Source organism: Rhodococcus tukisamuensis NBRC 100609, from assembly GCF_001894985.1.
GTDB classification, from domain to species: domain Bacteria; phylum Actinomycetota; class Actinomycetes; order Mycobacteriales; family Mycobacteriaceae; genus Rhodococcus_G; species Rhodococcus_G tukisamuensis.
This window is the reverse complement of record NZ_BCXG01000018.1, coordinates 75,593-97,099: the sequence shown is the minus strand read 5'-3', so window position 1 is coordinate 97,099 and position 21,507 is coordinate 75,593. Positions and strand designations below refer to the sequence as shown.

General features: G+C 69.2%; 18 protein-coding genes. 10 read left to right on the top strand and 8 right to left on the bottom strand.

Annotated elements, in window-relative coordinates:
* The first annotated feature begins 1,192 nt into the window (after nucleotides 1–1,192).
* From RT2_RS17815 to RT2_RS17800, 4 genes are all read left to right on the top strand, one after another.
* The gene (locus tag RT2_RS17815) at nucleotides 1,193–2,710 is read left to right on the top strand and encodes an MFS transporter (RefSeq protein ID WP_072846140.1); all 1,518 of its coding nucleotides are present in this window, start codon (nucleotides 1,193–1,195) and stop codon (nucleotides 2,708–2,710) included.
* 198 nt (nucleotides 2,711–2,908) lie between these two features.
* Entirely contained in the window at nucleotides 2,909–3,772 is an 864-nt protein-coding gene (locus RT2_RS17810; protein ID WP_072846139.1) for an alpha/beta fold hydrolase, read from the top strand.
* 209 nt (nucleotides 3,773–3,981) lie between these two features.
* Nucleotides 3,982–4,674 carry a PaaI family thioesterase gene (locus tag RT2_RS17805; RefSeq protein WP_072846128.1) on the top strand — a complete coding sequence of 231 codons (693 nt, stop codon included), beginning with the start codon at nucleotides 3,982–3,984 and terminating at the stop codon, nucleotides 4,672–4,674.
* Between the two features lie 230 nt (nucleotides 4,675–4,904).
* Entirely contained in the window at nucleotides 4,905–6,077 is a 1,173-nt protein-coding gene (locus RT2_RS17800) for an NADH:flavin oxidoreductase (RefSeq protein ID WP_072846127.1), read from the top strand.
* Nucleotides 6,078–6,080: 3 nt separating this feature from the next.
* Here RT2_RS17800 and RT2_RS17795 read toward each other — a convergent pair whose 3' ends face one another.
* From RT2_RS17795 to RT2_RS17785, 3 genes are read right to left on the bottom strand one after another with little or no spacing between them, the layout of a single operon-like run.
* Complete coding sequence (locus RT2_RS17795) at nucleotides 6,081–6,758, bottom strand: SDR family oxidoreductase (RefSeq protein ID WP_072846126.1); 678 nt, start codon at nucleotides 6,756–6,758, stop codon at nucleotides 6,081–6,083.
* Between the two features lie 59 nt (nucleotides 6,759–6,817).
* Complete coding sequence (locus RT2_RS17790) at nucleotides 6,818–7,579, bottom strand: ABC transporter permease (protein ID WP_072846125.1); 762 nt, start codon at nucleotides 7,577–7,579, stop codon at nucleotides 6,818–6,820.
* Nucleotides 7,576–8,556 (bottom strand): ATP-binding cassette domain-containing protein, encoded by a 981-nt coding sequence (locus RT2_RS17785; protein ID WP_245709537.1) that lies wholly within the window; start codon nucleotides 8,554–8,556, stop codon nucleotides 7,576–7,578. The genes RT2_RS17790 and RT2_RS17785 overlap by 4 nt, the downstream gene beginning before the upstream one ends.
* A gap of 384 nt (nucleotides 8,557–8,940) precedes the next feature.
* Here RT2_RS17785 and RT2_RS26540 point away from each other — a divergent pair, with 384 nt between their 5' ends.
* The 3 genes from RT2_RS26540 (at nucleotide 8,941) to RT2_RS17770 (ending at nucleotide 11,532) form a co-directional block, all read left to right on the top strand.
* Entirely contained in the window at nucleotides 8,941–9,267 is a 327-nt protein-coding gene (locus RT2_RS26540) for a hypothetical protein (protein WP_245709536.1), read from the top strand.
* A gap of 101 nt (nucleotides 9,268–9,368) precedes the next feature.
* Nucleotides 9,369–10,706 carry a glucosylglycerate hydrolase gene (gene ggh / locus RT2_RS17775; RefSeq protein ID WP_072846123.1) on the top strand — a complete coding sequence of 446 codons (1,338 nt, stop codon included), beginning with the start codon at nucleotides 9,369–9,371 and terminating at the stop codon, nucleotides 10,704–10,706.
* Nucleotides 10,707–10,782: 76 nt separating this feature from the next.
* Nucleotides 10,783–11,532, top strand: a complete 750-nt coding sequence (locus RT2_RS17770; RefSeq protein WP_072846122.1) for a glycoside hydrolase family 25 protein — start codon at nucleotides 10,783–10,785, stop codon at nucleotides 11,530–11,532.
* A 4-nt stretch (nucleotides 11,533–11,536) separates the two neighbouring features.
* Here RT2_RS17770 and RT2_RS25535 read toward each other — a convergent pair whose 3' ends face one another.
* On the bottom strand, nucleotides 11,537–11,719 hold the full coding sequence (locus RT2_RS25535) for a hypothetical protein (RefSeq protein WP_072846121.1): 183 nt from the start codon (nucleotides 11,717–11,719) through the stop codon (nucleotides 11,537–11,539).
* 122 nt (nucleotides 11,720–11,841) lie between these two features.
* On the opposite strand from RT2_RS25535, the gene RT2_RS17760 reads away from it, so the two are divergent.
* Complete coding sequence (locus RT2_RS17760) at nucleotides 11,842–13,128, top strand: DUF2254 domain-containing protein (RefSeq protein WP_072846120.1); 1,287 nt, start codon at nucleotides 11,842–11,844, stop codon at nucleotides 13,126–13,128.
* Nucleotides 13,129–13,138: 10 nt separating this feature from the next.
* Here RT2_RS17760 and RT2_RS17755 read toward each other — a convergent pair whose 3' ends face one another.
* The 4 genes from RT2_RS17755 to RT2_RS17740 form a co-directional block, all read right to left on the bottom strand.
* A complete protein-coding gene (locus RT2_RS17755) occupies nucleotides 13,139–15,217 on the bottom strand; it encodes a PhoX family protein (protein ID WP_072846119.1) in 2,079 nt (692 codons plus the stop codon).
* A gap of 125 nt (nucleotides 15,218–15,342) precedes the next feature.
* Nucleotides 15,343–16,083, bottom strand: a complete 741-nt coding sequence (locus tag RT2_RS17750; protein WP_072846118.1) for an amino acid ABC transporter ATP-binding protein — start codon at nucleotides 16,081–16,083, stop codon at nucleotides 15,343–15,345.
* 3 nt (nucleotides 16,084–16,086) lie between these two features.
* Nucleotides 16,087–17,829 carry an ABC transporter substrate-binding protein/permease gene (locus RT2_RS17745; RefSeq protein ID WP_072846137.1) on the bottom strand — a complete coding sequence of 581 codons (1,743 nt, stop codon included), beginning with the start codon at nucleotides 17,827–17,829 and terminating at the stop codon, nucleotides 16,087–16,089.
* A 74-nt stretch (nucleotides 17,830–17,903) separates the two neighbouring features.
* A complete protein-coding gene (locus tag RT2_RS17740; RefSeq protein WP_072846117.1) occupies nucleotides 17,904–18,698 on the bottom strand; it encodes an LLM class F420-dependent oxidoreductase in 795 nt (264 codons plus the stop codon).
* 286 nt (nucleotides 18,699–18,984) lie between these two features.
* Here RT2_RS17740 and RT2_RS17735 point away from each other — a divergent pair, with 286 nt between their 5' ends.
* Both RT2_RS17735 and RT2_RS17730 read left to right on the top strand, forming a co-directional pair.
* Nucleotides 18,985–20,058: an ABC transporter ATP-binding protein gene (locus RT2_RS17735; RefSeq protein ID WP_072846116.1), complete on the top strand. Its 1,074-nt coding sequence runs from the start codon at nucleotides 18,985–18,987 to the stop codon at nucleotides 20,056–20,058.
* A gap of 136 nt (nucleotides 20,059–20,194) precedes the next feature.
* Nucleotides 20,195–21,481, top strand: coding sequence for an ABC transporter substrate-binding protein (locus RT2_RS17730; RefSeq protein WP_072846115.1), 1,287 nt, complete (start codon nucleotides 20,195–20,197; stop codon nucleotides 21,479–21,481).
* The last annotated feature ends 26 nt before the right edge of the window (nucleotides 21,482–21,507 follow it).

Sequence of the window (21,507 nt, the reverse complement as noted above, 5' to 3'; positions counted from 1 at the left end):
AGCGGTAATCAATGAAATCTCCTGTAAGAAAGTGTATTTGCCACGGCACGCGGACGCAGTGCACCATCTCGTGGACCGGGCCTGGCGGTCCGTCCGCGAGCGGTGCGGATGTTCGTGTCCGTGTCATGAAGCGGGAAGGGCCGGATACGACTCGGTCGTTTCCGGAAGGGCGCGTCGCGACGGTTACCGCCGAATCCTCGTACCGTTCTCCGCCGGCCGGGCGCCGCAGATCACAGGATCGACCAAGGACGGAGTACGGCCGCGTTTACGAGCCGTTGAATGCATGCACCGTCGCGAACAGTGCTGAGAACGGGTTCTAGCGCTGCGTTCTCTGTACCCAGATCAGGCCGGCGGGAAGCCGGCCTCGGGTCTTCGCAATGGAGCGGACATGCATGACGACGGACGATACGAGATGGCGCCCACCCTGTCAAAGGGCGCGGCAACGGTCCCGGCGGCGTGGTGGACGCAACGGGAAGCGCGACGAACGAGTCAGGTTGCACCTCATCGCGGTGGGTGAACACCGTTCGCGACTTCACCGACGAACGGCAGTTCGACATCGAACAGTGCACTCGTCACCGTCGTATCGTTTGATCGTGTTGTGGCTGAATCAGATAGCGGTTCAATGAGTTTCACGTCTTCGGTGGCCGACGATTGGGTGAGAGGCGCCGCGATGGCACTCGACGGCGGCGCACACAGGCGCCGGGCACACATGGCCTGGCGGGTGTTCGGTGACGAGCCCGTAGTCGCACTGCTCGCCGGAGGGATGGCACATCCCGGCGGGTCTGCGGTACCTCGACCGCGCCCGGTGTCCGCCTGACCGCCTGTGGTCCCGGGCCCGAGCTCATGGCCGGGTCGGCAGGAATGTGCTACCCGGTCCCCAGCACGAAACTGGCCGCGTCTGCCGGGTGAGGTTCGGGAATCGCGGTTCCCGCGAGTCGGTTTCGCCCGGTTTGAACCTTCTCCCAGGGCAATCTTCCCGCTCACCGGAACAATGTCTGTTCTCACAGTTTGAGGTGTCCTGTGATGTGGCTTACACATTCGATCCTGACGGCTCGGATATGTCGCACCATCCACGTCGTCCGCGCCGACCCTGCCGGATGGCCCTATTCGTGCCCGAATCACCTTGGGCCTGAGATTCATTGGTATCCCGGAAGGACCCACCACGATGGTCACTACCCGTTCCGGCGGCGAGATGTCGCCGCCTCCCGGCGCTCACGGTCCCGCGGCCGCTGCTGAAAAGTGGACGCCGCGCCTGATCTTCTCGCTCGCATCGATCGTGCTGCTGCTCGAGATGCTTGCGGTCAGCTACATGATGATCTCGATGGCCCTGCCGGCAATCTCGGCGCACTACCAGACGACTCAGGGTGCCTGGATGCTGACGTCGTTCCTGCTTCTGGGTGCGGTGGCCGCGCCGCTTGTCGGCAAGCTCGCCGACATGTACGGCAAGCGCCGCCTCCTGCTGGCGTGCGTTGCGATCGCCGCGCTCGGTTCGTTCCTCTGCGCGATCGCCGGCAGTTACGCGGTACTGATCGTCGGCCGGGCGTTGTCCGGCATGCTCGTGCCCTGCTTGTTCCTGAGCTACTCGCTGATCCGCGACGTCTTCCCGCCGAAGACCATCGCACTTGCGGTCAGCATCGCGACCAGCGGTATGGGGCTGATCGCGATTCCCGCGCCGTTCCTCACAGGCTGGCTGATCGACAACCACGGCTTCCGCAGCATCTTCTGGTTCTTCGTGATCGGGCTCGCTGTGCTCGGCGTGATGATCATTGCGTCCACCGACGAGTCGTCGGTGCGACTGCGGTCCCGTCTCGACCTCGTCGGCGCGGTGCTGTTGGGTGCCGGCATCGCAGGCATCCTCGTGGCCGTGAGTTTCGGGCCGACCTGGGGCTGGACGAGCGGGTCTACTCTCGCCTACCTCATCGGGGGCGTGGTGCTCCTGCTGGCGTGGATCGCCTCGGCGAAGGTGGTGCGCGAGCCGCTGATCGACCTGGACGTGCTCGGCAAGCGGCCGGTGCTCCTGACCACGATCGGTGCCGGATTCGTCTACGGCTCTAGTGGGCTCTTCACGATCCTGCTCCCGATGATGGCGATGACCCCCGCCGTGCTCGGCCTCGGCTACGGATTCGGCGTGAGCGCAGAGGGATTCGCGATCTTCCAGGCGCCGATCGGCGGAATGGTCGTGATCGGTGGCCTGATCGTGGGCATGCTGGTCGGGCGCAATGTGCGTCCGCGCCTGCTGCTGGTCACCGGTCTGCTGCTGATGGCGGCCGCGTTCGCGGCGGTCGCGATGGTGCACGACGACAAGGCGCTGCTCATCGTGTTCGCAGGCGTGTTCGGCCTCGGCATGGGCCTGGGCTACGCCTCGATCCCGAACCTGCTCATCGAGGCGGTGCCCCCGCAGCTGCAGGCGTCCACCGCGAGCATCGTCGGCGTGTTCCAGAGCGTGTTCCCGGCGGTCCTGCCGGTGATCGCGTTCACGGTGATGAACAACTCGTACATCGCCCCGATCCCGCTGGAGATGACGCAGGGCGCGATCCTCTACACGGACAAGGGCTTCCAGGTCGCCTTCCTGATCGGTGCCGTCGGTGCGGTCATCGGCGCGGTGGTCGCGTTGATGCTTCCGCGCAAGATCCGGCAGCTGCAGGTTCCCGGTGCCGCGCAGAGCGCGCCGGACGCTACCGACGAGGGCGCAGCGATCTTCGCTCACTAGGCGTACAGGGTCGGCCGTGCGAAAGCCGCGCGGCCGACCCTGTGGCGTCCGACGGACGAGAGAAGCGGGCAACTGCCTGTCCCGTGCCGCGCCAGGTTTCCATCCACTGACCGGAACGGCATCTGGGATGCGGTCCACCGAGATGGCACGTTGGTCGGAAAAGGCGGATCCGGCCGCAATCGAAGAGTGAGGCGAATGATGACATCGGACCTGAGCTACGAGGGAACCCTGCGGGAGATCTCCACCGAGGCAGGCGTCCTGCGCTACCACGAGGCGGGAGACGGGCCGCCGTTGCTGCTGCTGCACGGCTCGGGACCGGGCGTGACAGGTTGGCGCAACTTCCGGGGCAACCTCGGGGTGTTCGCCGAGCACTTCCGATGCCTGGTGCTGGAGTTCCCCGGATTCGGCGTCAGCGACGACTTCGGCGGCCACCCCATGGTCACCGCGCTGGACTCGGTGGTGAAGTTCGTCGACGCCCTCGGCCTCGACAGCGTCGACATCATCGGCAACTCGATGGGCGGCGGGGTCGCGATCAGCTATGCGATCAACCACCCGGAGAAGGTGCGCCGCCTGGTCACGATCGGCGGCATCGGCAAGGCCATTTTCAGCCCCGGTCCCGGTGAGGGCATCAAGCTACTGCAGGAGTTCACCGAGGCGCCGACCCGTGAGCGCCTGATCCAGTGGCTGTACTCGATGGTCTACGACCCCGAGATGGTGACCGAGGAGCTGATCGAGGAGCGCTGGACTCAGGCCACCGATCCCGCGACCCTCGACAGCGCCCGGCGGATGTACGGCAAGGCCGCCTTCGCGCAGATGGTGAAGATGATGGACGCGTCCGATGCGCCGCCGCCGTGGGCGATGATGCACAAGGTGAAGGCGCCGACCCTGCTCACCTGGGGTCGTGACGACCGCGTCAGCCCGCTGGACATGTCACTGGTTCCCATGCGGACCATTCCGAAGGCGGAGCTGCATGTGTTCCCCAACTGCGGGCACTGGGCGATGATCGAGCAGAAGGAAGCATTCGAGGCGACCGTCCTGAGCTTCCTGCTCCGGAAGGACTAGGTCCCACGCCCGCTCGGCGCCGTCGGCGCGGGCCACGACGGGAACCAGCGGCTCACGCGAGGTGTGCAGTGAGCCGCAGGTTCCCGTCGGCCGTTGGGGCCGCGGCCGTCGTCGGTGCCGTATGTAGAGTGCATATCGCACCTGTATCGCCGGGCACCAGGGCCGATGCCCTACTGCCCGGCGTCGACTTCCCGCACCAGTGAGGCCCCGTGACCGAATCGATCGCCCGCCAACAGTCGCTCTACGTTCAGGACGGGCTCTCGGACGAGGAGATCGACCGACAGTCCGAGTTGTACGGACCGCTGACCGACAGTGTCCGGGACCTGATCGAGATCGCGCTGCTCACCGAGGTCGAGGACGAGGTCGACCTGCGGGCCGCGCAGGAGCACCTCGAGGCGGCCAAGCAGATCCTGCGGAAGCGCATGAACCCCGGACCGTACGGGGTTCGCTGGGGCGCCTCCGGCCAGAAGCGGGCATGGGGAAACGCCGCCGCCGGGCTGCGCAACGCGGTTGCGCCGCCGGTGGTGCTCCAGCACGATCCGGACGGCCGCGCGTGGTGCGACTTCCATCTGGGGTCGCAGTACGAGGGTCCCGCCGGGTTGACGCACGGCGGTGTGTCCGCGCTCATCCTCGACCAGGTCCTCGGCTCGGCCGCGGAGTTCGGCGGGGCCCCGGGAATGACCGGCACCCTGACCCTGCGCTACCGCCGACCGACCCCGCTCGGCGCGTTGCACGCAGAGGCGCGGATCGATCGCATCGAGGGGGTCAAGACCATCGTGGTCGGCCATCTCGCCGCCGCCGACGGCGTCTGCGTGGAGGCAGAGGGAGTCTTCATCCTGCCGAAGTGGGCGCGAAGCCCGGGTCCCTCGACGATCGGTGAGCCGGCGCCGGACGGATTCTGAGGACGCGCCTGCCCGCCGGGGTGCCCTGCGACGGGCAGGGTCTACCGCGATCGGGCCAGGCAGAATCCGATCCTCCCTGAAATTTCCTCTGTACCAATCGATCTAGTCGATGTCGCGGTCCCTGTCGGCGGTGCTCCCAACCGCGCGTGCCTCCCGCTCAGCGGCCGGTTCCGGATCCGGGCGGGCCGTTCACGTCCTACCATCGGCCAAATCGAATCGGAGGATGACCCGTGACCAGTCCCGACGTACTCGCCCCAGCATCGCTCGGCCCAATCACCCTGCGCAACCGCATCATCAAGTCCGCGACCTTCGAGGGCAAGACGCCCGACGCGCTGGTCACCGACGAGCTCATCGAGTTCCACCGCCGGCCGTCCGCGGGCGGGGTGGGCATGTCCACGGTGGCCTACTGCGCGGTCGCGCCGGAGGGCCGGACCGAGCGCGGCCAGCTGTGGATGCGTGACGAGGCGGTGCCCGGTCTGCGCCGGCTCACCGACGCCATCCACGCGGAGGGTGCGGCGGCGTCCGCGCAGCTCGGTCACGCGGGACCGGTCGCGAACGGCAAGTCCAACGGGCTGCCGGCGTTGGCGCCGTCGCCGTCCTTCAACCCGATGTCGATGCGCCGCATCCACACCGCGACGGTCGCGGACATCGAGCGGATCACCGCCGCGCATGGCACCGCAGCAAAGATCGCCGTCGAGTCCGGGTTCGACGCCGTCGAGATCCACTTCGGCCACAACTACTTCGCCAGCTCGTTCCTCAGCCCCAAGCTCAACCACCGCAAGGACGCCTACGGCGGCTCGCTGGAGAACCGGGCCCGGGTGGTCCTGGAGACGGCCCGGACGGTCCGCGAGGCGGTGGGCGGCCGTGTGGCGATCCTGGCCAAGCTCAACATGGACGACGGGGTGCCCGGCGGGTTCCGGGTCGACGAGGCCATCCAGGTGGCCAAGTGGCTCGAGGCCGACGGCAGCCTCGACGCCCTGGAGCTGACCATGGGCAGCTCGCTGCTCAACCCGATGTACCTGTTCAAGGGCGACGCCCCGATCAAGGAGTTCGCCGCGGTGATGCCGCAGCCCGCGCGTCTCGGCGTGAAACTGATCGGCAAGAAGTTCCTGCGCGCCTACCCCTACCAGCCGCTGTTCATGCTCGACCAGGCCCGGCAGGTCCGGGCCGCGGTGAACCTGCCGCTGGTGCTGCTCGGCGGCGTCACCGACCGCGACGGCATGGACACCGCGATGGCCGAGGGCTTCGAGTTCGTCGCGATGGCGCGGGCGCTGCTGATGGAACCGGACCTCGTCAACCGGATCGCCGCCGACGCGCGGACGCAGTCGCGCTGCACGCACTGCAACCAGTGCATGCCGACCATCTTCACCGGCGCTCGCTGCGTCCTCGTCGAGCGCCGGTAACCGCTACCGCGCGGTGGGCCGCAGCACGATCTCGGTGGGATGCCCGTCGGGCGCGGTGTCGATCGCGGCGTGCACGGCGCGGGCCACGGTCTCCGGGGAGAGGAACTGGTCCGCGTCGAACGTCCCGCCCTCGCCCTCGACGATCGCGCGCTGCATGTCGGTGGCGATCCGGCCCGGGTGGATCGAGGTGACCCGAATTTTGGGCTCCTCGAGCCGGAGGGCGTCGCCGAACGCGCGGAGCGCGAACTTGCTGGCGGCGTAGGGGCCCCATCCGGCGTTGGCGCGCAGGCCCGCACCGGAGTTGATCAGCACCACGTGGCCGCCCGCCTTGCGCAGCGCCGGCAGCAGCAGCCGGGTCAGCTCCGCGACCGCGATGACGTTGGCCTCCATGGTGTTCCGCCACACCTCGGCGGGAGTGTCCGCGACGGTGCCCAGGTCGGCGACGCCGGCGTTGTGCACCAGCACGTCCAGCCGGTCGATGCCCTTGACGGCCTCGGCGACCGCGGCGTGGTCGGTCAGGTCAGCCGGGAACGGCTTCGCGTCCTCGATCTCCGTGAGGATCTCCTTCAGGGCGTCCTCTTTGCGCGCGCCGAGCAGGAGGTTGTGGCCAGCGGCCAGCTCGCGGGCAATGGCGGAGCCGAGGCCGCGGCTGGCCCCGGTGATCAAAGCAGTCGGTCGCATGTTGTCGAGGTTATCGGAGGGTGGTGTCGGACCTCACAGCCGACCGACCGGCCGACCGCTCAGGCGTTCTCCTTCGCGAAGGTACGGGCACCGATCAGGCCCAGAACCAGTGCCAGGGTGAGGGTGATCGCGGTCCCGACATAGACGTCGGAGGAGCCGAAGTCGCCGCGGAAGAGTGCGCGGGCCGCGTCGACCGTGTGCGAGAGCGGGTTCAGCCTGGCCAGGGTCTGCAGCCAGCCCGGTCCCAGCGTCATCGGCAGCAGGATGCCGGAGAGCAGCAGCAGCGGCACCGACACCATGTTCAGCACCGAGGCCAGCGAGTCCTCGGACCGGGTCGCCAGCGCCAGTGCGTACGACGCCGACGACATGCCGGCCGCGATGATCGCGACCAGGATCAGCGTCAGCACGAAACCGAGCACGTTTGGCCGCAGGTCGAAGAACACCACCGCGACCAGCACCAGGATGGTGGCCTGCACCATCAGCACCACCATGTCCTTGAGCACCCGGCCGAGCAACAGGGCGCCGCGGCTGGCCGGGGTGACGCGCTGCCGTTCGATGATCCCCGCCCGCAGTTCGTAGACCATGGCGAAGCCGACGAACATCGAGCCGAACAGGCCGATCTGCATGATCAGGCCGGGAGTGAACACCAGCCACGGGTCGGTGCCCGCGCCGAGGCCGGCGCCGACGCCCTCGAGCAGCGGGCCGAACAGCACCAGGTACAGCACCGGCTGACTCAGCCCGATCAGCACCCACAGCGGGTTGCGCAGGTTCGAGCGCAGGTGGGCCCAGAAGATCAGGCCGGTCTCGTCGAGAAATCTCATGGCTGGTCTCCATCCCGGAGCGAGCGGCCCGTGACGGTGAGGAACACGTCATCGAGGCTGGGGCGTTTGACGGTGAGCGAGCCGGGCACGATCCCGGCGGCCTGCAGCGCGTGCAGCAGCGGCACCACGGCGGCGTCGCCCTTCTCCACCGTGAGGTGCACCAGGTGTCCCTCGGTGAACTGGGAGCGCAGCTCGAGGGTGTCGGCCGCGACCTGCACCGCGCGGGCGGCGTCCTCGGCCCCGATCTCGAGGCTGATCACATCGCCGGAGATGCGGCGCTTGAGCTCGTCGGGGGTGCCCTCGGCGACGATCTCGCCGTGGTCCATCACCAGGATCCGGTCGCACAGGGCGTCGGCCTCGTCGAGGTAGTGGGTGGTCAGCACGATGGTGGTGCCGGCGGCCTGCAGCGACCGGATGTGGTCCCACAGGTTGGCCCGGCTCTGTGGGTCCAGACCGGTGGTCGGCTCGTCGAGGTAGATGAGGTTGGGCTGGTGCACCAGGCCCAGCGCGATGTCCACCCGCCGGCGTTGGCCGCCGGAGAGTTGCTTGCACTTGCGCCCGCCGAGGCCGTCGAGGTCCAGCGTGGTCAGCAGCGACTCCGCGTTCGCGATCGCCTCACGTTTGCTCAGCCCGAACAGTCGAGCCTGCAGCACCAGTTCCTCGATGACGAGTTCCTCGTCGTTCGTGGAGCCGCCCTGCGCGACGTACCCGATCCGGGACCGGACCAGGCGTGGGTCTCGGCGCAGGTCGGCCCCCGACACGACGGCATCCCCGGCGGTCGGCTCGATGAGCGTGCTGATCATCCGAAGTGTGGTGGTCTTGCCGGCCCCGTTGGGGCCGAGCAGGCCCAGGATCTCGCCCGGACGCACCTCGAAGTCGATGCCCTTGACCGCCTGCACGGGGCCGGTCTTGGTCTGGAAGGTGCGCGCGAGTCCCCTGACACTGATCATCGCGGTCGTGGTGGTGGGTGGGCTCATTCTCCTGACGATAAGCAGACCCACCGACATCCGCAGGGTGTCCGCGAGCGCGGTGCCGTCTCGGCGAGTCGACCGGTCGATCGACTGCGTGCGGGCGCGGGATGTCCATACACTGGACCGTGCGGTGAGATGTGCATCACAAATGACTGCATTCTCCGACGCGCCTGGGCGTGGCCGTGGCCAGCGCCGGGAGCGGCATTGACCGACATCTGGGGCCCGCGCGAGTGCGGGGCGGACCGGAGAGGGGGCGACCGCCGAGATCGGCCGACATCAGCATCGTCGGCTACATTCTAGTTACGCATCTCGTGCCATCTCGACGTTCCGAGCGGCCGGCGACCAACCTTCCGCCCGGAACGGCCTATGAAGGAAGGAAGTGTCGCGAGCATGAAGACCGACAACGGAAGCAAGGCCTCGAGGGCCAAATCAGAGGGCACGACGGACACCGGCAAGGGCGGCGCCCCGAAGACTGCCGCAGGCAAGCCGGAGCCGGCCCTCGCGGTCGGAGACAAGGTGCTGACCAGCGCGGATCCCGGTCCGAGCGGGAAGGCGTCCAAGGACGAGCCCGGCGTCATCGTCGACGACTTCGCGGCCACTCTGGTCGAGGGAGCCGACTACGGGCGGGACTGGGCGCTGGCCCGTCGGTGGGCCATCCAACTCGACAACGGCCGGCTGGTGTTCCGCAGCACCGACGAGCTGCGTCGCGCAGGCTGACCCCGGTCATGTCCGGCGGGTGACAGGAGCCGGACCCCGACAGGCCCGCCCGGCAGCGCGTCCGGCGGGCGAACTTTCGTGTGTGGTCGCAGACTGGGTGGATGGCCGACCCCGGATTCACCCCGACCCAACTCTCGGCCCGGGCCGCCTACCTGCTGCGCGGCAATGACCTCGGGACGATGACCAGCGCCGCGCCGCGGCTGTACCCGCACATGTGGAGCTGGGACGCCGCCTTCGTCGCGGTCGGGCTGGCCCCGCTCAGTGTGGAACGCGCCGTCGTCGAACTCGACACGCTGCTCTCGGCGCAGTGGCGCAACGGGATGATCCCGCACATCGTCTTCGCCGAGGGCGTCGACGGCTACTTCCCCGGCCCCGACCGTTGGGCCTGCACCGACCTCGCCTCCGCGGCGCCGCCGGGCGTGCGGACCTCGGGGATCACCCAGCCGCCCGTGCACGCGATCGCGGTGCAGCGGATCCTCGACCACTCGCGCAGGCACGGCCGCAGCACCCGGGCGGTGGCCGAGGAGTTCCTGGACCGTCGCTGGACCGACCTGGTGCGCTGGCACCGTTGGCTGGCCGAGTCCCGTGACCCGACGGGCGTCGGCCGGATCACGCTCTACCACGGGTGGGAGTCCGGGATGGACAACTCGCCGCGGTGGGACGCCGCCTACTCGAACGTGGTGCCCGGACCTGTCCCGCCCTACCGCCGGGCGGACACCGACGTGGTCGCGGACCCGTCGCAGCGGCCCAGCAACGCCGAGTACGACCGCTACCTGTGGCTGCTCGAGGAGATGAAGCAGGCCCGCTACGACGACGCCGGGCTGGTGTCGGCAATGAGCTTCGCCGTCGAGGACGTGTTCGTCAGCGCCGTGTTCTCCCTGGCTTGCGACGTCCTGGCCACCATCGGCGAGGAGCACGCGGCGCCGAAGTCCGACGTCCGAGACCTGCACGAGTGGTCGGCACGGTTTCGTAACGGCGTGGTGGCGACCACGGACCCGCGCACCGGCGCCGCGCGCGACCACGACCTCCGGACCGGGCGCTGGATCGGCACCGAGACCCTGGCGATGTTCGCGCCGCTGCTGTGCGGTGGGCTCGGCCGCGACGCGGAACGTGCGCTGCTGCGGACCTTCGAGGGCCCGCGGTTCTCGGGACACCCGGACCTGCGGTTCGCGGTGCCGCCGTCGACGTCGCCGGTCTCCGGCGACTTCCGGTCCCGGGAGTACTGGCGCGGCCCGGTATGGCCGGTGATGACGTGGCTGTTCTCCTGGGCCTTCGCCCGTCGGGGCTGGGCCGAGCGGTCCCGGCACCTGCGCGCGGAGGGGCTGCGGCAGGCCAGCGACGGCAGCTTCGCCGAGTACTACGAACCCTTCACCGGCGAACCGCTCGGCAGCATGCAGCAGTCGTGGACGGCCGCGGCGGTCCTGGACTGGCTGGGCTGACCGGGTTCGTGTCGGGACCCGGAACGGGTCCGCCCGATACCGTGCCGAACGTCACGTCACGGTTTAGTCTCGGATCATGACACCGAAGAGCCGAGCTCGTGTCCGAACCGTGGCCCGTCTGGCGCCGGTGCTGCTCGCCGGTGTGATGGCGTTCGCGGCGCCCGGTGTGGTCAACGCGAACCCGGTGAACGGCCCCGACGTGGCGTCGTGGCAGCACCCGGGCGGGTCCGGGATCGACTGGTTCGCGGTCCGCGGGGCGGGCCACGAGTTCGCGATGGTGAAGGCCACCGAGGGCCTCGGTTACATCAACCCGTACTTCGTGCAGGACGCCCTGGGCATGCGGGCGGCCGGCATCGCCCGGGGCGCCTACCACTACGCCGACGTGCGGCTCTCCCCCGAGGCGCAGGCGTCCTACTTCGCGACGACGGCGGTCGCCGTCAACGGCCCGGGCGGGCTGCCGCCGGTGCTGGACCTCGAGGACGCCAAGGGCCTGCCGCCCGCCGCGGTCATCGACTGGACGCACCGCTACCTGAACACGGTCCAGGCGATCACCGGGCGTCAGCCGATCATCTACACGTACCCCCACTTCTGGCGCACGGCGATGGCGAACACCGCCGAGTTCGCCAACTACCCGCTGTGGATCGCCGACTACAACGGCCAGAACGCACCCGGCCCGCTGCCCGGCGGCTGGCGCAACTGGGCGTTCTGGCAGTACACCAGCACCGGCCGGATCGCCGGGGTCAACGGGAACGTCGACCTCAATTTCTACAGCGGCTCGATGGGCCCCATCGGGTTGTACTCGAACAGCCTGTTCGGGAGCAGCTGACCGGTCAGCCGGCCAGGTCGTCCGGCCCGACGCCGTCGGCGACCCACTCGGCGCGGCTGAGCGCCTCGTCGGTCCGGAACCGGGTAAGTGCCCGGCGCAGGCCGAGGGCGACGAGCCCCGCGGCGACCGCGGCGATCAGCAGCCGCCCCGGCCGACGGGTGGACGGGGCCGAGCGCGCGTCGTTCATGCGGACGATCTTGCCCGATCCCGGACCGTGACGCCCCGGGTGCGGACGGAGCCGGACGTCAGGACCCGGACCGCGGATTTCAGGCGCCGATCCGCCCGCACCCGCGGCGTACGATTCGGAGGGTGCTGAGGCGCGAGGCCGCCTGGGAGTACCTGCGCGGCGCACTGTGGGTCCTGCCCGCGATCGCCGTGGTGATCGCGTTGCTGCTCGGGTCGCTGCTGTCGAGTGTGAACCCCGCTCCGGACACCTGGCTGTACCGGCTCGCCTTCCAGGGCACCCCCGACGACGCCCGCACCCTGCTGATCGGCACCGCCGGCACGATGATCACCGTCATCGCCCTGGTGCTGGGGTTGACCGTGGTGGCGCTGCAACTCTCGTCGACCCAGTTCTCGCCACGGATCCTGCGGAATTTCCTCCGCGACCGGTCGAACCAGTTGGTGCTCAGCGTTTTCGTCGCAACCTTCGCGTACAGCATGGCCGGGCTGTACACCGTGGGCGTCTCGGCGGGCGGCCGTACCTCCGACTATCCGCGGCTCGCCGTCACCTGGGCGATCGCCCTGCTGTTCCTCAGTCTCGGCGCGCTCGTCTACGAGGTGCACCACCTGTCCCACTCGATGCAGGTCGACGAGATCATGCGGAAGGTGGAGCGCGAGACGAGTGAGGTGGTGCGGCACGGACTGCTGGACTCCGCCGGGTCGGCGCAGCCGCCGCGGGTGTTGTCGACGGCTGTCGTGGTGTCCTCGGCGTTGACGGGCTACGTCCAGGCCGTGCACGCCGACGCCGTGGTGGCCGGCGCGGAGCTGCACGACGTGAGTGTGCGAATCGCGGTGCGGGCCGGCGATCACGTCGCGGCGGTGAGCACCCCGCTGGCATGGGTGTGGAGCAACTCCGGCCGGGTGGTGGACGCCGCCGAGGTCGGCCCGGCCGTCGAGCAGGCCGTGCGGATCGGCTTCGAACGGACCCTTGAGCAGGACGCGGCCTTCGGCCTACGGCAGCTCGTTGACGTCGCGTCGAAAGCGTTGTCCCCGGCCATCAACGATCCGTACACCGCGGTGCAGGCGGTTGACCACCTCACCGCGGTGATGTCGATTCTCGCCCGCCGCGACCTCGGACCCCTGGTGCTGGCCACCACCGGCGGGTCGGTGACGGTGCCGGCCTACGACTTCGCAGACTACCTCGACCTGGCGTGTGCCCAGATCCGTCGTTACGGCTCGCGCGAGCCCACCGTGGCGCTCGCGCTCATCCGGCTCCTGCGTGACTGTGCGGTGGTGACGGCAGAGGCCGACCGCCGCGTGGCGATCGCGGGCCAGCTCCGGCTGATCGTCGACGATGCGACTCGGGACATCGTCCAGCCGGCCGACCGGACCGCGATCACCGCTGCGGCCGACCTACTGCGGCAACAGCTCTAGGTGGGCGCTGCTACGTGCCGATCCGGCCGCCGCCGGACTTCCACACCGCCACCACCGAGGGCCGCGGCTGGCTGTCGCCGCCGTCCGGCCAGTGCGAGGCCGGGGCGTCGGCGCTCGCGCCGTCCAGCTCGCCCGGGTGCTGCACACACACCACGACGCGCGACTCGTCGACGATCGGCCCGCACGTCTCGCCGCCCTTGGGCACGGTGAGGAACTGCTTGGTCTCGCCGCGGCGATCGCCGTCGAGGACGACGCTGAACAGGCCGTCGTTGGACTTCAGGGCGTTGCCGTCGGTGGAGATCCACAGGTTGCCGTAGGGGTCGAAGGCCAGGTTGTCCGGGCACGAGATCGGGCTTACCTGGGACTTGTCGAAGCCGCCGAAGTAGGTGTCCGCGGCGGCCGGGTCGCCACACACCAACAGCAGGTTCCAGGTGAACGAGGTGCCGGAGTGGTCGTCCTCGAGCTCGAGGACCTGACCGTTCTTGTTGTTGTTGCGCGGGTTCGGGGCGTCGGCGGGGGCCTTGCCCTCGGTTCCCCGCTTGCTGTTGTTGGTCAGCGCCACGTACACCTTGCCGGTCTTCGGGTTGGGCTCGAAGTCCTCGGGTCGGTCCATCTTGGTGGCGCCGACCTTGTCCCCGGCCTGCCGGGTGAACACCGCCACCTCGGCGGCGGACATGCCCGGCACCAGCGACTCGGCGCGCCCGTCGACGTTGGTGCGCAGCAACGGGATCCACTTACCGGTGCCCGCGAACCGGCCACCCGCGGGCAGCGTCCCGGAGCCGTCGACCTGAGCGGGCTCGTCGCCGCTGAGCTGCGCGACGTACAGGGTGCCGGCGTCGAGCAGGGTCAGGTTGTGGCGCATGCTGGCCTGGCCGTTGCCCTGCATCATCTTTCGTGCGGAGACGAACTTGTACATGTAGTCGAAGCGCTCGTCGTCGCCGCTGTAGGCCACCACGGTCCCGTCGTCGGTGACGTGGATGGTCGCGGCCTCGTGCTTGAACCGGCCCATCGCGGTGTGCTTGATCGGGGTGGACGTCGGGTCCCACGGGTCGACCTCGACGACGTAGCCGAAGCGGTTCACCTCGTTCGGTTCCTGCGCGAGGTCGAAGCGGCGATCGAAGCGCTCCCACTTACGCTCGCTGGCGCCGCCCTCGACGCCGTACCGCTTCAGCCGGGCCGCGACCGTGGGGTCGGTGACCAGTTCGGCGTTCGCGAAGTACTGGTTGAAGTTCTCCTCGCCGGAGAGCACTGTTCCCCAGGGGGTGATCCCGCCGGAGCAGTTGTTGAGGGTGCCGACCACCCGGGTGCCGGTGGGATCGGCCGAGGTCATCAGGTACTCGCTGCCCGCGGCCGGCCCGGTCACCAGGAACTCGGAGTTCGCGGTGATCCGTCGGTTGTTCGGTCCGAACTCCGGTGTCAGTGAACCGGTTCCGGTTGCGCCCTTGACCTGGACCACGGACATGCCGTGCGCGGCGAGGGCGGTCTGGAACTGCTCGACGGTGGGGTTCTCCGGGTCGTAGGCCTTGAACATGAACGGCTCGGTCGTGTACTCGTGGTTGACCACCAGCAGGTAGGTGTGGGGCCGGCCGTCGACCGGAAGCAGCCCGGCGAAGTCATTGTTGAAGCCGAACTGCATCTCCTGGGCCTGCGGGCTCTGCCTGTCGAAGTCGAACGCTGGGGCGCCGGGCAGTACCGCGTCGCCCCAGCGGATCACGACGGCCTGCTCGTAGCCGGCCGGGACCACGACGGCGTCCTGGGTGTTCGGGGCGACAGGGGTGAAGGCGGTGCCGGTCGGCGCGCCGCCGCTGCCCGCCGTCGTCGTGGCCGCGTCGGCGACGCCGCTGCCTGAGTCGTCGGCGCAGGCCGTCAGCGCGCCGCCGGCACCGACCGCGAGCACCGCGACCGCACCCGACTTGAGCATGCCGCGCCGCGACATCGCGGTGCGCACGATGTCGCCGAAGTACTCGCCGCCTGAGGTGTTGGGCACCGCGTGCGAGCAGGCGTCGCCGCACTTGTACCGGCAGGTGATCGACGCCCGGGACGACTTTCCGTCGTGGCTGACGAACAGGGCGAGGGGCTTGAGTTTCACGTGGAACTTCCCGGTCGGAGGGTCAACTCCGGTGACCGTAGAAGCCGCAAGCGAGGGCAAAGAGAAGGCAAAGTAAACAGCGGGACAACGAGGCCACCCTAACCCCGGGGCGTCGCACGCAGCCCTCAGAGCACCTGCGACAGGAACGCCTGCAGGCGGTCGGTCTGCGGGTCGTCGAACAGTGCGTCCGGTTCACCGGTCTCCACCACCACGCCCTGGTCCATGAACGTCACGGTGTCGGAAACAGAACGGGCGAAACCCATCTCGTGGGTGACCACGATCATCGACATGCCGCTGGAGGCCAGGTCGGCCATCAGCGCCAGGACCCCCTTGACCAGTTCCGGGTCCAGCGCGGAGGTGGCCTCGTCGAAGAACATGATCTCCGGCTTCATCGCCAGTGCCCGGGCGATCGCGACCCGCTGCTGCTGCCCGCCGGACAGGTTGGCCGGCCGGGACTGCGCCTTGTGCGCCAGCCCGACCAGTTCGAGCTGCTCGACCGCGGCCGCGCGGGCCTCCTCCTTGGACATCCCGCGGAGTTTGCGCGGACCGAGCGCGACGTTGTCGAGCACGGTCCGGTGCGGGAAGAGGTTGAAGTGCTGGAACACCATGCCGATTCGCTGTCGCAGCGCGTCCGGGTTGTCGCCGAGCACCGACCGTCCGTCGAGCAGGATGTCGCCCTGGTCGGGCTCGTGCAGGCGGTTGAGGACCCGCAGCAGCGTCGACTTTCCGGAGCCGGACGGCCCGATCACCGAGGTGGTGCCGCCGGCGTCGACGTGGACGTCCACCCCGCGCAGCACCTTGTTCTTGCCGAACGACAGGTGCAGCCCGGTGCCGGTGAGCGATCCGGAGGCCGCGGGTGCGGTCATCGCCTACCCCCTCTCCACGACGATGGCCTGCTCGAGCGGGTCGAGCGTGCCCGAAGTGTCGGCCTTGCCGGTCCGCAGGCGCTTGTCGATGTAGTTCACCAGGTGCGTCAGCGGAATCGTCAGGGCCAGGTAGAACAGGCCGGCCGCCACCAGCGGCGACAGGTTTCCGGTCTGCGCGTTGAGATCTCGTCCCACCGCGAACAGTTCGCGCTGGGTGGCCAGCAGGCCGAGGAAGTAGATGAGGGAGGAGTCCTTGATCAGCGAGATGAACTGGTTCATCAGCGCCGGCAGGACGCGGCGGACGCCCTGCGGGATCACCACCAGGTTCATCGCCCGCCGGTGGCTGAAGCCGATGGCCCGGGCGGCCTCCAGCTGGCCCGGCTCCACGCTCTGGATGCCGGAGCGGAAGATCTCGCCGATGTACGCGGCCGCGAGCAGGGACAGCGCCGCGGCGCCGAGCCAGTACGGGTTGTTCCCGGTCAGCCCCTTGACCACCGGCCCCACTCCGAGCCCGACGATCAGGATGATGACCACCGCGGGCAGGCCGCGGAAGACGTCGGTGTAGACGCGGGCCGGCCAGCGCAGCCACCGGGTCCGGGAGATGCCGGCGATGGCGAGCAGCATGCCGAGCACGGTGCCGACCACGCCGGAGGTCAGCGCGAGGATCACCGTGTTGGGCAGTCCCGTGGTCAGCAGGTCGGGGATCGCCCGCCGGTACAGCTCCCAGTCGAAGAAGGTCTCGCCCAGCTGGGCCAGCGTCGACTTCTGCTGGGCCTGTTCGGTGCTGCCCTCCGGCGCCTTCTCCGCCGCCAGTGCCGCGAAGTCGGGCAGCTGTGGCTCGGGCGCGGCCTTGCTGCCCGGCTTCCAGCCCTCGGGAAGTTGGCGCGGCACCCAGTCGGAGTAGAGCCGCGACCAGGTGCCGTCGGCGATGACGGCGTCCAGGCCGGAGTTGAGGGCGTCGACCAGCGCCTGGTTGTTCTTGTTCACCGCCCAGCCCACGTAGTTGTTGAGGCTGAAGGTGTTCTGCACGATCGACGTCGGGTCGCCGGGCTTGATGGCGCCCTCGGCCTGCTGCGACGGCGCCACCCAGGCGTCGATCTGCCCGGACTTCAGGTTCGCGTACGCGGTGTTGTAGTCGGGGAACTTCACCGGGTCGAGCCCCAGGGTGTTGACGACGTAGTCGTCCTGCACGGTGCCCTGCACGACGCCGATCCTGGTGCCGGCGTCGAGGTCGGCGAAGCCCTTCACCGGGCTGTCGTTGCGCGTCACCAGCGAGAAGTAGCCGAAGTCGTAGCCGTTGGTGAACCCGACGGTGCGGCGTCGGTCGTCGGTGGTGGTGATCGAGGACGAGCCGACGTCGAAGCGGTTGTTCGCCACCTGGGAGAGCAGCCCGGCGAACTCGGTGCCGGAGAACTCGACCTGCAGGCCCAGCTTGTCGGCGACGGCGCGCAGCAGTTCGTTGTCGAAGCCGGTGAAGGTGCCCGACGAGTCGACGCAGATGCTCGGCGGCGCGTCGGAGAGGGTGCCGACGCTGATCTTGCCGGGGGTGATCAGGCCGAGCGCGTTCACGTCGATCTGGTCCAGCGGCTTCGTGGTCGGCGTGGTGTAGCGGTCCTCGGCGGCCGACGCGGCGGCGGTGTCGAGGTTGGTCGGTGCCGCGGCGGCGGCACCGACGCCGGGCGGCGAGCAGAGGTCCGTCGGCGTACTGGTCCGGCCGCAGCCGACCGCGACGACCGCCAACAGCATCGCCAGCAGCGCGAGGACCCACGCCCTCACCGCACGAGACCCGGACACGGAGGTGAGCCTCACGGGACCGGAGTTCAGGCCAGCCCCGCGAGCGGCTCGGGCATCCGCTCGTCGCGCCAGCGCACCGCCTCGGCGAGGGTGTCCAGATCGAAGTCGGGTCCGCTGGCGCTCGCCGTGAACAGGGTGACCCCGGCGTCGACGAAGGCCTGCGCGGTCTCGGTCCCGGGCCACGGCACGGACCGGGCGATCCGGCCGGGGTCGCGGCCGACGTCGACGCAGTGCCCGGCCAGCACCTGCGACTTGTGGACGAGGGCGTCGAGGTTCGCGAAGCTGTGCCACACATCGGCGTATTCGGCCACCAGTCGCAGCGTCTTGCGCTCGCCGCCGCCGCCGATCAGGATCGGGATCGGCCGGGTGGGCGCGGGGTTCAGCTCCCCGAGCCGGGTGGTGATCCTCGCCAGGTTCTCCCCCAGCAGCCGCAAACGTGTTCCCGCGGTGCCGAACTCGTAGCCGTACTGGTCGTAGTCCTTTTTGAACCAGCCACCGCCGATGCCCAGGATCAGCCGGCCGCCGCTGATGTGGTCGACGGTTCGGGCCATGTCCGCCAACAGGTCCGGGTTCCGGTAGCCGCCGCCGGAGACCAACGCGCCGATCTCCACCCGTTCGGTCTGCTCGGCCCAGGCGCCGAGCATCGTCCAGCACTCGAAGTGGGCGCCGTCGGGGTCCCCGACCAGCGGGTAGAAGTGGTCCCAGTTGAAGACGATGTCGACGCCGATGTCCTCGGCCCGCAGCACCGCATCCCGGATCAGCGCGTAGTCGGGGGCGTGCTGCGGCTGGAGTTGGACGCCGATGCGCACGGGAACGGTCATGCGTACTCCTCGTGTGAAAGGAAGGCACTGACTGACGAAGCCACGTTCAACGGTAGTCCGAAGTATGTGCGGTCGCCCCGGGTTCGGCAGCCCACCGGCGCGTCCTCCCCGTCGCGCACGCTTTTGTTCTCCGCGCACCGACATGGCACGGCGATGGTGTGCGCGTCGACGACAGAACCTGCGTGCCGCCGGAGGAATTCGGGCTCTGCGATACTGTGCCGCGGACCACCCCTCTACTCGGATCGTCCGGCAACGTTCCTGCCGGTGAAGGGATCGACGAACACCCATGGCGACAGTCACCTACGACTCCACCACCTGCCTGTTCCCCGGATCGGACTCCCCCGCGGTGAACCGGCTGGACCTGCACATCGAGGACGGCGAGTTCCTCGTGCTGGTCGGGCCGTCGGGGTGCGGCAAGTCCACCTCGCTGCGGATGCTCGCCGGCCTCGAGGAGGTGCATTCCGGACGCATCCTGATCGGCGACCGCGACGTCACCGGGTCGGAGCCGAAGGACCGTGACATCGCGATGGTGTTCCAGAACTACGCCTTGTACCCGCACATGTCCGTCGCCGAGAACATGGGCTTCGCGCTCAAGCTCGCGAAGATGCCCAAGCAGGAGATCCGGCAGCGGGTGGAGGAGACCGCGAAACTGCTGGACCTCTCGCCGTACCTGGACCGCAAGCCCAAGGCGCTCTCCGGCGGCCAGCGGCAGCGCGTCGCGATGGGCCGGGCGATCGTCCGGCAGCCCCAGGTGTTCCTGATGGACGAGCCGCTGTCCAACCTCGACGCCAAGCTCCGCGTGCAGACCCGCGCCCAGATCGCGCAGCTGCAGCGTCGCCTCGGCACCACCACCGTCTACGTCACCCACGACCAGGTCGAGGCCATGACGATGGGTGACCGCGTCGCCGTGCTCAAGGACGGCGTCCTGCAGCAGTGCGCGTCCCCGCGGGAGCTGTACTCGCGCCCGGCCAACGTGTTCGTGGCCGGCTTCATGGGTTCGCCGTCGATGAACCTGTTCACGCTGCCGATCACCGACGGCGGGGTGCTGCTCGGTGACACCGTGATCCCGGTGCCCCGCGACACCCTGGCCGGCGCCACCGGCACCGAGGTGGTGCTGGGTGTGCGGCCCGAGCACCTCGAGTTGGCAGACCGGGGCCTGCCGATGGAGGTGGACGTGGTCGAGGAGCTCGGTTCCGACGCCTACATCTACGGCCGCACCAGCCTCGCCGGGGTGGGTCAGGAAATCGTCGCCCGGGCCGACTGGCGTCGCCCGCCGGCGAAGGGTGCGCTGGTCAGGCTGCATGTCGACCCGTCGGCGGTGCACCTGTTCTCGGCGGCTGACGGCTGCCGGCTGGGGTGAGCCTGACCGATCCAGTGCGGGGGTAATGAGGGAAATCACCCTCGCCCCGTGCCAAAGTAGGCGACGACATATGCCTCGGCCCGGTGGAGCTCGCGCCCGGCAACGGCCGTAGATCGTCTCTTTCGAAAGGTGGACCATGCGTTCTTTCAAGACGCGTTCGCGGATTGCGGTGGCGGCTTCGGCCGTGGCACTGCTCGCGCTGACCGGATGTTCGAGCAGCGACGGCGGTGGCGGCGGCAACGTCGACGAGGCCGCAGGCCAGAACCTGGACGGTCGCGGCGCGATTTCGTTCGCGATGGGCAAGAACGACACCGACAAGCTGCAGCCGGTGATCGAGAAGTGGAACGCCGCCCACCCGGACGAGAAGGTCGAGCTCAAGGAGCTCCCCGGTGAGGCCGACGACCAGCGCAACAAGCTGGTCCAGTCGCTCGAGGCCGGCAACGCCGACTACGACGTGATGGCCCTGGACGTGGTGTGGACCGCGGAGTTCGCGGCCAACGGCTGGCTGCAGCCGCTCGAGGGCTCGCTCGCCCTCGACACCTCCGGCCTGCTGCCCGCGACCGTCGAGTCCGCCACCTACCGCGGCAAGGTCTACGCCGGCCCCCAGAACACCAATGCCCAGCTGCTCTACTACCGCACGGACCTGGCCCCGGCCGCCCCCGCGGACTGGAAGGCGCTGACCGACAGCTGCGCGGTCGCCACCGAGAAGGGCGTCCAGGACTGCCTGGTCACCCAGCTCAAGCAGTACGAGGGCCTGACCGTCAACAGCACCCAGTTCATCAACTCCTGGGGCGGCGCGGTCGTCGGAGCGGACGGCAAGACCCCCGAGGTCGAGTCCCCGCAGGCCAAGGCCGGCCTGCAGGCGATGGTCGACGCCTACACCGGCGGTCAGATCGCCAAGCGCTCCACCAGCTTCACCGAGGAGGAGACCAACCTGGCCTTCGTCGGCGGCGAGTCGATGTACGCCTACAACTGGCCGTACATGTACACCAACGCCGAGGAAGAGGGCTCCGCGGTGAAGGGCAAGGTCGGCGTCGCGCCGATCGTCGGCCCGGCGGGTGCCGGCGCGTCCACCGTCGGTGGCTACAACGACGGCATCAACGTGTACTCGAAGAACAAGGCCACCGCGCGTGACTTCATCGCCTTCATCCAGAACGAGGAGAACCAGATGTCCTTCGCGGACGCCTCGTTCCCGCCGGTGCTGAAGTCCGTGTACGACAACCCGGCGCTGGTCGCGAAGTACCCGTACCTGCCCGCGCTCAAGTCCGCACTCGAGAACGCCAAGCCGCGTCCGGTCACCCCGTACTACAGCGCGATCTCGAAGGCCATCCAGGACAACGCGACCGCCGCGCTCACCGGCAAGGCGACCGTCGACGAGGCGACCGCCAACATGTCCGCCGCCATCGTGCAGGCCGCCAAGTAACACCCGGCCGGCACCATCCGGTTCGG

Excerpts from the sequence above, each read along its gene's own strand:
- ggh (WP_072846123.1), top strand. The coding sequence starts at position 9,369 with ATGGCCGACCCCGGATTCACCCCGACCCAACTCTCGGCCCGGGCCGCC.
- RT2_RS17750 (WP_072846118.1), bottom strand. The coding sequence starts at position 16,083 with ATGACCGCACCCGCGGCCTCCGGATCGCTCACCGGCACCGGGCTGCAC.
- RT2_RS17770 (WP_072846122.1), top strand. The coding sequence starts at position 10,783 with ATGACACCGAAGAGCCGAGCTCGTGTCCGAACCGTGGCCCGTCTGGCG.
- RT2_RS17790 (WP_072846125.1), bottom strand. The coding sequence starts at position 7,579 with ATGAGATTTCTCGACGAGACCGGCCTGATCTTCTGGGCCCACCTGCGC.
- RT2_RS17815 (WP_072846140.1), top strand. The coding sequence starts at position 1,193 with ATGTCGCCGCCTCCCGGCGCTCACGGTCCCGCGGCCGCTGCTGAAAAG.
- RT2_RS25535 (WP_072846121.1), bottom strand. The coding sequence starts at position 11,719 with ATGAACGACGCGCGCTCGGCCCCGTCCACCCGTCGGCCGGGGCGGCTG.
- RT2_RS17740 (WP_072846117.1), bottom strand. The coding sequence starts at position 18,698 with ATGACCGTTCCCGTGCGCATCGGCGTCCAACTCCAGCCGCAGCACGCC.
- RT2_RS17810 (WP_072846139.1), top strand. The coding sequence starts at position 2,909 with ATGACATCGGACCTGAGCTACGAGGGAACCCTGCGGGAGATCTCCACC.
- RT2_RS17735 (WP_072846116.1), top strand. The coding sequence starts at position 18,985 with ATGGCGACAGTCACCTACGACTCCACCACCTGCCTGTTCCCCGGATCG.
- RT2_RS17795 (WP_072846126.1), bottom strand. The coding sequence starts at position 6,758 with ATGCGACCGACTGCTTTGATCACCGGGGCCAGCCGCGGCCTCGGCTCC.
- RT2_RS17730 (WP_072846115.1), top strand. The coding sequence starts at position 20,195 with ATGCGTTCTTTCAAGACGCGTTCGCGGATTGCGGTGGCGGCTTCGGCC.
- RT2_RS17785 (WP_245709537.1), bottom strand. The coding sequence starts at position 8,556 with ATGAGCCCACCCACCACCACGACCGCGATGATCAGTGTCAGGGGACTC.
- RT2_RS17745 (WP_072846137.1), bottom strand. The coding sequence starts at position 17,829 with ATGCTGTTGGCGGTCGTCGCGGTCGGCTGCGGCCGGACCAGTACGCCG.
- RT2_RS26540 (WP_245709536.1), top strand. The coding sequence starts at position 8,941 with ATGAAGACCGACAACGGAAGCAAGGCCTCGAGGGCCAAATCAGAGGGC.